Source organism: Aeromonas sp. 6P (assembly GCF_051919525.1).
GTDB classification, from domain to species: Bacteria; Pseudomonadota; Gammaproteobacteria; order Enterobacterales; family Aeromonadaceae; genus Aeromonas; species Aeromonas veronii.
The window spans coordinates 2046969-2055724 of the sequence record NZ_JBQBEO010000002.1; the positions used below are offsets into that span (position 1 = coordinate 2046969).

Here is an 8756-nt window from a genome sequence, read left to right on the forward strand (position 1 = left end):
CCTTGTCTATTGAAAGAGAGTGCTGAGCCACTTGCGTGGTCGCGGCGCCATATCACCACGATTACCCTCCTTCAATCAAGGGGTTACCCGCCCCTTATGCTTGCCGTCTGGATCGCCTCGATCAGTGCAGCCCGGTTGATGCGAGGGCGCTCGCCATCGAGCAATTGCTGCCACAGCGCAATGGCCTGGCTGTAGCGGCCATGCAGGAAGTGATCGGAGGCGAGCAGCATCAGGGCGCTCACTTCCCCCGCGTCCTGCTTGAGGGCGCTCTCCAGCAGGCGGGTTGCCTCGGGAGTCAGCTGCTGGCCCGCCTGATAGTAGAGCACGGTGGCTTGGGCGGCTTGAGTCGCCGCGCTGGCGCCCCCCTCCAGCAGAGCCAGACGCTGGTAGGCGAGCAGGGCGCTGTCATATTCGCCCCGATAGAGATAGAGCTGGCCAAGCGCCGCCCAGCTGTCGAGATCGGCGGGGTTGCGCTGAAGTTTCTGATGCAGACTCCCCAGCTCCTTGTCCTGCAGATCCCACGGGCTCAACCCCGCCAGCGGATCGGGACGGGATGCATAATCCTGCCATGCCTGATAACGGCCGCTGCTGAAATACAAAGCGGCAACGGCCGCGATGGCCATGATGCCAAGCAGCAACAAGGCCCGCCCGTGCCGGTTATTGCGGCCGCGATTGTCATGCTGGCTGGCCAGTTGTGCGCGCAGGGCCAGCTCAGCCGCCGGGATGGCGTTGGCCAGGCGGGCGGCGCTCAGCTCCCTGTAGAGTGGCTGGTCGGGGGAGAGGCCTGTCTGCTCCCCATGCATGATCAGCCAATTCAATTCGCTGCGGGGATCGGCCGCAGGTTGATGAATGGGTTCAATCATTGCTCTAACGACAGGGATGGCTTGTACCTTTGTGCGTGTCAGGCGGCGAAACAGGGTCAACAGCGCCAGCCCCAACAGTAGCAGGGGTCCGCCCCATAGCAGCGCTGTGCTGGCCTTGAAGGGGGGATCGTAGCGGACGAAATCGCCGAAGCGCTCCGTCATCCGGGCGATCACCTGCTCATCAGACTGCCCCTCGTCCACCCAGCGGTAGATCTCTAGCCGCAGATCCCGGGCGATGGGGGAGTTGGACTCTACCAGATTCTGGTTCTGGCACTGGGGGCAGCGCAGGGCGCGGGCCAGCTCTTGCGCCCGATTTTGCAGCTCGGGATGGCGAAACTCATAGGTATCGACCCCGCTGGAATATGCAGTTGCACTCAGCAGCATGCCGAGGGCCAGCAGGGTGCAGGCAAGAGAACGGCGCATCATGGCTGTGTCTCCCGAGCTGATGTTGCAATAGATGACGCAATTGCGGGTGCCGTTGTAGCGGCCTTCATTTGCGCGTCAGTTCGCGCCTGGTCGAGCAGGGGGGCAAACTGACGTTGCCAGATCCCTTTGGTAAGCTCGCCGGTATGGCGGGCGAGCAGGGTGCCATCGGCATCAAAGAGATAGGTCTCAGGCGTGCCGTAGACGCCGAGCTCCAGCGCCAGTTTGCCGTCGGGGTCGGCCAGTACGGCGCGATAGGGGTTGCCCGCCTGGATAAGCCAGGCGCGGGCGGCATCCCTCTTGTCCCGGTAGTTGAGACCGTAGAGGGGCATTGTTGCCGCGAGCTCGCTGAGCAGCGGATGCTCGGCGCGGCAGTTGGCGCACCAGCTGGCCCAGACGTTGAGTACGAAGGGCTCCCCCTTGAGCGCCTCGGTGTGGATGGTGGCGCCGCCAAACAGGTCGTCACTCTGCCACGCAGGCAGGGTACGGCCGAGCGTCGCCTCATCCTGGCTGTAGGGATTGTTGCCAAGGCCGAGCCAAAGCAGGGCGCCGAGGCTCAGGGTCAGCAGCAAGGGAAGAAAGAGGCGCAGGCGGGATCTCATAACGCCTCCTGTTCGAGCCGGGGATGGGAGGCGCTAACCGCAACGGAACGGGAGGCAAGCAAGGGGCGACGTGCGATCAGGCGTAGGGTGCCGCCCGCCATCATCAACAGGCCGCCGAGCCAGATCCAGCGTACCAGCGGCTTGTAGTGCAGCCGCATGGCATAGGCATCTGGCCCCATCTTGTCACCCAGCACCACGTAGAGATCGCCAAAAAGTCCCCACGCGATGCCCGGTTCGTTCATGTTCATGGTGCGCACGCTGTAGTGGCGCCGCTCCGGCGTCAGCCGCGCCACCTCTTTACCATTCTTGTGCACGCTAAGCGTGATCCGCTCAGCGGTATAGTTGGGGCCGATCACCGGCTCGCGCCCTTCATAGCGAAACTCGAAGGCACCGAGCTGGTAGGGCTGGTTGGCACTTAGCAAAGTGCCCCCTTCCTGACTGTGGTGACTCACCTGCGCGATGCCAAGGGCGCACACCGCCACCCCAAGGTGGGCCAGCAAGCTGCCGAGCCGATTGAGGGTGAGCTCGCGCAGCGATGTCGGTTGCAAGAGCGGGAGCAACAGACTGGCCATCAGCCAGAGGCTCACCATATTGGCGAGGATGCCAATCCAGCTACCGGAAAACGATCCCTGTTCCAGATAGGCAAGGCTAAGCAGCCCGCCGCCAAGCAGGCCAAACAGCGGCGGTAACAGAGCGTTTAGTCGGGAATGTGCCGCAAGCTGCTGCCAGCGCAGGCGCGGCAGCTGGGTCATCAGCGCCATCAGCAGCAGGGCCAGCGGCACGAAGATGGTATTGAAATAGGGGGCGCCTACCGAGAGCGAACCCAGATGAAGCGACTGGAACACCATGGGGTAGAAGGTGCCGAGCAGCACGCTGGCGCAGGCCACGCAGAGCAGCAGGATGGCGGCGCCGAGCAGCCCCTCCTTTGACAGCAAGCCAAAGCGGGCATAGGGGGCGCGAATGTCTGCGCGCAGGGCAAACAGGGTGAGGGCGCAGGTCAATAGCAAACCGAGCAGCAACAAGAGGGTGAGGCCGCGGCTGGGGTCCACCGCAAAGGCGTGTACCGAGGTGAGCACTCCGGAGCGCACCACGAAGGTGCCGAGCAGGCTCAAGGCGAAGGTGAAGATGGAGAGCAACAGCACAGCGTGACCATAGGCGCCGCGCTTCTCGCAGACAATCAGGGCGTGCAGCAGAGCGGTGCCGAGCAGCCAGGGCAAGAGGGAAGCGTTTTCTACCGGATCCCAGAACCACCAGCCACCCCAGCCGAGCTCGTAATAGGCCCACCAGGAACCCAGCACGATGCCGGCGGTGAGAAACACCCAGGAGCTGAGTGCCCAGGGGCGGCTCCAGTGGGCCACGGCGCCATCCAGTCTGCCCGAGTGCAGCGCCGCCATGGCGAAGGCGAAGTTGACCGCAAAGCCGACGTAACCGAGATAGAGCAGGGGCGGGTGGATGATAAGGCCGATATCCTGCAGCATGGGGTTGAGATCGCGCCCCTCCAGCGGTCCCGGAAACTGGCGGTCAAACGGGCTGGAGAAGATCAGGGTATAGAGACCGAACAGCCCGACGATCAGCCCCATGATGGCCAGTACTCGAGCTGTGATCAGCGGATCGACCCGCTTGGAGCAAAGGGCCACCAGAGCGCCCCACAGCCCCAGCGCAAACACGAAGAACAGCATGGAGCCCTCGTGGCCGCCCCATACCGCAGCCAGCTTGAAGCCCAGCGGCAGGGCGCTGTTGGCGTGCTGGGCCACATAGCTGACGGTGAAATCATCCCGGGCAAAGCAGCTGGCGAGCAGCAGTAGGGCGGCTAACAGCAGGATGGCATTGATCAGCACCAGCGGCTTGGCGCAGCGCAGCAGGGTCGGGGAGGCGAGCCGTAATCCCAGCCAGGGCAGGGTGCCCTGCAGCAAGGAGAGTGCCGCCGCCAGCAACAGTGAGAGATAGCCGAGCTCCGCCAGCACACAACCTCCAAATGCAATTAGAAATTAATTGAATTAATTACAAATTTCAGTCTTTCAACTCAGGCTCAGAAGGCGCTTCAGAGTAGGCGTGGAACGTTTCCACAATGGTGCTTTGAGGAAACTCGCCTTTGAAATAGATCCAATGTTCGTCATCCGAAGGGACTGAGGGGGTATCAAGGCAATCATTGACTCGATAGATGGTTACGCCAGCTTTCTTTAATTCTGGGATGGACATTCGGATGACATGGCCGTTGGCAAACCTTCCATTTCCCAAGGCATAGCGTTTGGCTACTTCAAAATGCGGGGTTGTCGATATCCCTCCAGTTGGTTCACCATTCCCAGCGTATTCGTGTGAGTGAATGGTATTGGTGATAGAGAGTCCGCATGTGAAATCTGAGTCTCCGCATTGAACTCTGTCATCACCAAACTCAGCGCCTTGCTCTGGATCATCCGATAGCGATTTGGGAACCATGGCATCGGTCACTGTCATATGGCAGTTGAACCCTCGATAAAGAAATTCCAACGTTGTTATCCCCATTTAGATTTCACTTGCGAATCAACGAGCCAGCGCCAGTCACCCGAAGGTGGCTGGCGCTGGTGATCATACCTTTAAACTACAGTCATCTGGCCGGCATAAAGCACGAAGTAGCGCAGCAGCAGGATCCCCACCAGGGTCAGGCTGCAGACCAGCACCAGATGGCCGTTGCGCTCCCGCAGGGGCGCCGGGGTCAGCAGAGCCAGCAGCTGGGGTAGTAGCATGCCGATGCCCACCACCCCGACCCAGAACACCTGAGCCCAGAAGCCGCTGCCGATGGCCGCCCACATCGCCACCTCTTTCTGACCGCCACCGAAGTAGAGGCCGGTAAAGAAGCAGACCAGCAGCAACACCTCCACCGCCAGCACCGGCCGCTCGAAGCGATGCACGAAGCTCACCCCTTGGCTGTGATGGTTCTCCTTGAAGAGCGTCACCGCCAGCAAGATGGTGGAGGCGATACCTGAGCTGATGCCCGAGACCAGAAACAACACCGGCAGCACCGGGTTGTTCAAGAGCGGATAGGTCTTGAGCGCCGAGAGCAGAAAGCCGGTGTAGGCCCCCAGCAGCACGGCGAGCAGCAGCAACAGCGGCGCCAGCAGCCGTTCGATGCGGGCGAGCCAGCCAATCAGCCCATCCACAAAAGCGAACTTCTCTTGCAGCAGGTGACAGCGCAAGGTCTCAATCTCGGCGCGAAACACTACAGCCAGCCAGGCGAACAGCACCGCCATATAGAGCTGAAACAGCATGACCCCCATCGACATCACGGAGTCGAACTGGTAGTGGAACATCAGCTTCCAGAAGGTCCAGGGGCGGGCCAGGTGGAAGATGAGGATCAGTAACCCCAGCACCACGCTCACCGGCGCCAGAATGGCAGTCGCCTTGATAATGCCGCTCTCGCTGCCGGCTCCCTTGCGGCGCAGCAGCACCGAGAGGGTGGTGGCCCCGGCGGAGATGCCGAGCAGAAAGAGATAGATGGCGATGGGCCAGTCCCAGACCAGTGAAGGGAAGTGAAATGCGTCATGCAACATGATCCATTCCTCCTTCTGTTACTGCGGTAGATGGCGATCGGACAAATCCCCACACGAGGGAAGGGAAGTGAAACGCCTCTTGCATCGTCATGACTTTATCTCCCCTTTGGGCACGCGGTACATCTTGGGCGAGGTACCGAGCGCCTGCTTGTAGCGATAGGTGGTCTCCTTCACCAGCCGTTTGGCGATGGGGCTGTCCGGATCATCCAGATTGCCGAACACCAGCGCCTTGGTGGGGCAGGATTCCACGCAGGCCGGCTCCTTGCCTGCCGCCAGGTTGGTCTTGCGGCAAAAGTCGCACTTGTCGGCCACCTTGGTCACAGGGTTGATGAAACGCACCTGATAGGGGCAGGCGGCCAGACAGTACATGCAGCCGACGCAGAGATCCGGGTTGACGTCGACGATGCCATCCTCCTTGCGGATATGGGAGGCACCGGTGGGGCAGACGTGCACGCAGGGTGCGTTGTCGCAGTGCTGGCAGGACTTGCGAAAGAAGTGGTACTCGGCATCGGGGAAGGTGCCGATGGGGCCGGAGCGGATGATCTCGAGGCGCGAGACCCCCTCTGGCACCTGATTCACCTCCCGGCAGGCATCCATGCAGGCGGTACAGCCGATGCAGGCCGTCTCGTCGTGGAGCATGCCAAAGCGTACCCCGTCGATGGTCTGGCTGTGGGCAAGGGGGGTGGCAAGGGAGCGAGTCGGCCCCGTCATCATGATAAGGGCCCCTGCTCCCATGCCCGCCATAAAGTCACGGCGAGAGCAGCTCATTGTGCCTCCTTGCCCGAGGTGGTGTTCGCCTTGGCCGCCTTGACGGCCTCATGTTGCTTGCTGTGGCAGTCGACGCAGAGCCTGATGCGGGATTTTTCCGGGATCCCCACCATGGGCTCCTTGGCCGGATGCAACTGGTGGCAGCTGGTGCAGGTGAGCTTGGTGGCGTGCACGTCGTGGGCCCAGAGCGCCTCGCGAAGCACTTTGGGCTCGTGGCAACTCATGCAGACTCCATTCTGCTCGCTGATGGGATAAAGCTTGATGCTCTCTTTATCCTTCAGGCTGTGGCTGAAGCGCATCACATCCTTGACCCCTTCCCGATGCTGAGGGGAGGGCTGACCGTGGCAGTTGGTGCAGGTGACTGGTGCCAGGTTGTTGGGATTGGTCGCCTGACCATGCTTGCCGTGCATTCCCTCGCTCTGCTCCTTGTGACAGTCGGTGCAGGCCTTGTCGGGATTGCGTAAAAATTCCACTTCATGTGTAGCTGGTACAGGGGCTGCTGCCGACTCGGCCGCCTGACCCTGCAGGCTGGTGAGCAGCATGGCTGCCATCAGCATCAGTCGTAAAAAATCCATCGTTAAATCACCCATAGGAAGCCTCCATCCGCTGCGGGCCTGGTCTGGCCGGGCCCGCAGGCGCCGTTACTGTGCCAGCCGTCCGGCCGCTTTGGCCTCGGCATCCCAGGCGGGGACCGTGGTCTTGAGGAACTGGGCCTTGTCGCTGTTGAACTGCTTCATATCCATGCCAAGGGCGGCTTGCGCTTTCTCCTTGGTGGAGATGTCGGGGATGGCGATCTCATGGCTGATCCCCTTGCTGGCCAACAGGCGTGCCAGCTTGGTGCGGGCGTCAGCGGCTTTATCCAGCGCGCTGCCAAGTACCTTGAGGGCCACTTCGGGGGCGTGCATCTGCACCCCGTGGGAGGCGATGGCGTAGTCCCAGCGCCACTGGGCGTGACGGATGTCCTGCAGAATATACTTCATCTCTGCCTCGGTGGCGCCGGCATCCCAGGCCGCCTTGGCTTCAAAGTGGGCGTGTACCAGCTGCTTCTCGACCTTCAGCTTGGTCTCGATCACCGCCTCTTTGCGCTGCTTGACGATCCCTTGCAGCATCTCCTTGCTCTGGGTGTGGCAGTTGCGGCAGGTCTGCTCGAAACGATCGAAGGGGTTCCCCACCTTGTGATCCGTGTAGACCTTGCCCTGCTCGTTCTGCACCTTGGGCATGTGACAATCGACACAGGCGACGTTGTTCTGGCCGTGAATGCCGGCACGCCAGGTTTCGTACTCGGGGTGCTGGGCTTTCAGCATAGGGGTTTTGGAGAGGGCATGAGTCCAGTCGGCAAAGCCGATTTCATCGTAATAGGCCTCCATCTGCTCCACAGTGGTGCCCTTGTCCCAGGGGAATTTGACCGCCTTGGTGGGGCCGCTGAAGTAATACTCCACGTGGCACTGGCCGCACACCTGGGACTGCTGATCAAAGCGCCCTTGCTCCTTGAATGGCTTGCCAATGGCGGTCATGGCCCGGTCGGCATAGGGACGGGAGAGGTGCAGGGCAGGTTTGCCCTCCTTGAACTCCTTCGAGGCGGTGTCGTGGCAGTCGGCGCAGCCGATGGTGTTGACTACTTCCGGCCCACCCTTGGCCCACATCCCTTTGAAGTAGCCATCCTCACCCTGCTCGTCGATGACGCGGGCCACATCCGGGCCTTTGCAGCTCCAGCAGGCCATCGGCAGCGGGCCATCTTCGGCTGTCTTGGGGGCGCCGGTACGCAGGGTTTCCCGCACGTCGGTCAGCGCATAGAAGTGGCCCCGCGGCTTGTTGTAATCCTTGGCGAAGGGGTAACCGCCCCACAGCACCACCATATTGGGATCTTCCGCCAGCGCGTCGGTGCGTTCCTTGCTTTCGCTGGTGGCTTGCCAGCTGGTGAACTGATCGGCGTGATCCTTGGCGAACAGCTCGCTGCGCGCCTCGATCTTGCCTTTGGGTTGCGTGTCATCGGCTGCCTGCGCCCAGCCGCTGGTGCCGAGGCTGGTAGTCAGCAGCAGGGTGGCGAGGCCCAGTTTGATATGCCTGTGTTGTGAACCCACGTTTATCACTCCCAGATAAATGTTTTGGTCTCGTCTGACCCGTTCCATCTTGGTGTGGATCTTCCCCCCGTCGGGCGGGGTGGGCAGACATTCGCTTGCGGGTGAATAAAACCGCGCAATATATGATTGCTCGAGGGTTACCCTAACAAATAGGTAAATTTAATGATGATTTATCGGAGGGAGAGTTGTGCCAGATCAATTGGTGCACAGGATTGATCGCTGAAATGAGATCTGGATTAAATTTTATGGAAACTCAACTTCTTGTTAACTGCCGAGCATTCGATGGCAGGAGTTTGATCGATACAGTTGCGTACTGGCACTTTTTGCTGCTGATCCTGATTGCTGCCGTATTGTTCACAGATTTTGGTAATGTCTTATGCTAATAATTGACTAAATATGCAAATCTGCGGTGTTGTGGTGTGAGCTTTTGACCTTCGGATTATGATCCATTTATTGAGGCTGCAGTGGATTTATCGTCAAACGACAGAAATG

Annotated in this window: 8 protein-coding genes; all 8 read right to left on the reverse strand. The window is 60.6% G+C overall.

All coding sequences use genetic code 11. The features are described from left to right. Window positions 1-83 precede the first annotated feature (83 nt). Window positions 84-1289: a heme lyase NrfEFG subunit NrfF gene (gene nrfF / locus ACTG2J_RS09630; RefSeq protein WP_439997429.1), complete on the reverse strand. Its 1206-nt coding sequence runs from the start codon at window positions 1287-1289 to the stop codon at window positions 84-86. Continuing rightward, entirely contained in the window at window positions 1286-1888 is a 603-nt protein-coding gene (locus ACTG2J_RS09635) for a DsbE family thiol:disulfide interchange protein (RefSeq protein WP_439997430.1), read from the reverse strand. Before ACTG2J_RS09635 ends, nrfF begins: the two co-directional genes overlap by 4 nt. Continuing rightward, window positions 1885-3852 carry a heme lyase NrfEFG subunit NrfE gene (nrfE, locus tag ACTG2J_RS09640; RefSeq protein ID WP_439997431.1) on the reverse strand — a complete coding sequence of 656 codons (1968 nt, stop codon included), beginning with the start codon at window positions 3850-3852 and terminating at the stop codon, window positions 1885-1887. The genes ACTG2J_RS09635 and nrfE overlap by 4 nt, the downstream gene beginning before the upstream one ends. A 46-nt stretch (window positions 3853-3898) precedes the next feature. Beyond that, window positions 3899-4342, reverse strand: coding sequence for a hypothetical protein (locus tag ACTG2J_RS09645; protein WP_439997432.1), 444 nt, complete (start codon window positions 4340-4342; stop codon window positions 3899-3901). A 119-nt stretch (window positions 4343-4461) separates the two neighbouring features. Beyond that, window positions 4462-5415 carry a cytochrome c nitrite reductase subunit NrfD gene (gene nrfD, locus ACTG2J_RS09650; protein ID WP_113739962.1) on the reverse strand — a complete coding sequence of 318 codons (954 nt, stop codon included), beginning with the start codon at window positions 5413-5415 and terminating at the stop codon, window positions 4462-4464. Between the two features lie 87 nt (window positions 5416-5502). Beyond that, complete coding sequence (gene nrfC, locus ACTG2J_RS09655) at window positions 5503-6183, reverse strand: cytochrome c nitrite reductase Fe-S protein (protein WP_113739963.1); 681 nt, start codon at window positions 6181-6183, stop codon at window positions 5503-5505. Then, complete coding sequence (gene nrfB, locus ACTG2J_RS09660; RefSeq protein ID WP_113739964.1) at window positions 6180-6773, reverse strand: cytochrome c nitrite reductase pentaheme subunit; 594 nt, start codon at window positions 6771-6773, stop codon at window positions 6180-6182. Before nrfB ends, nrfC begins: the two co-directional genes overlap by 4 nt. A 51-nt stretch (window positions 6774-6824) precedes the next feature. Next, window positions 6825-8264, reverse strand: a complete 1440-nt coding sequence (gene nrfA / locus ACTG2J_RS09665; protein ID WP_439997433.1) for an ammonia-forming nitrite reductase cytochrome c552 subunit — start codon at window positions 8262-8264, stop codon at window positions 6825-6827. Window positions 8265-8756: the final 492 nt, after the last annotated feature.

What these genes read in the sequence shown, in the direction of transcription:
- nrfF (WP_439997429.1), bottom strand. Translation starts at nt 1,289, where the DNA reads ATGATGCGCCGTTCTCTTGCCTGCACCCTGCTGGCCCTCGGCATGCTG.
- ACTG2J_RS09635 (WP_439997430.1), bottom strand. Translation starts at nt 1,888, where the DNA reads ATGAGATCCCGCCTGCGCCTCTTTCTTCCCTTGCTGCTGACCCTGAGC.
- ACTG2J_RS09645 (WP_439997432.1), bottom strand. Translation starts at nt 4,342, where the DNA reads ATGACAGTGACCGATGCCATGGTTCCCAAATCGCTATCGGATGATCCA.
- nrfD (WP_113739962.1), bottom strand. Translation starts at nt 5,415, where the DNA reads ATGTTGCATGACGCATTTCACTTCCCTTCACTGGTCTGGGACTGGCCC.
- nrfC (WP_113739963.1), bottom strand. Translation starts at nt 6,183, where the DNA reads ATGAGCTGCTCTCGCCGTGACTTTATGGCGGGCATGGGAGCAGGGGCC.
- nrfB (WP_113739964.1), bottom strand. Translation starts at nt 6,773, where the DNA reads ATGGGTGATTTAACGATGGATTTTTTACGACTGATGCTGATGGCAGCC.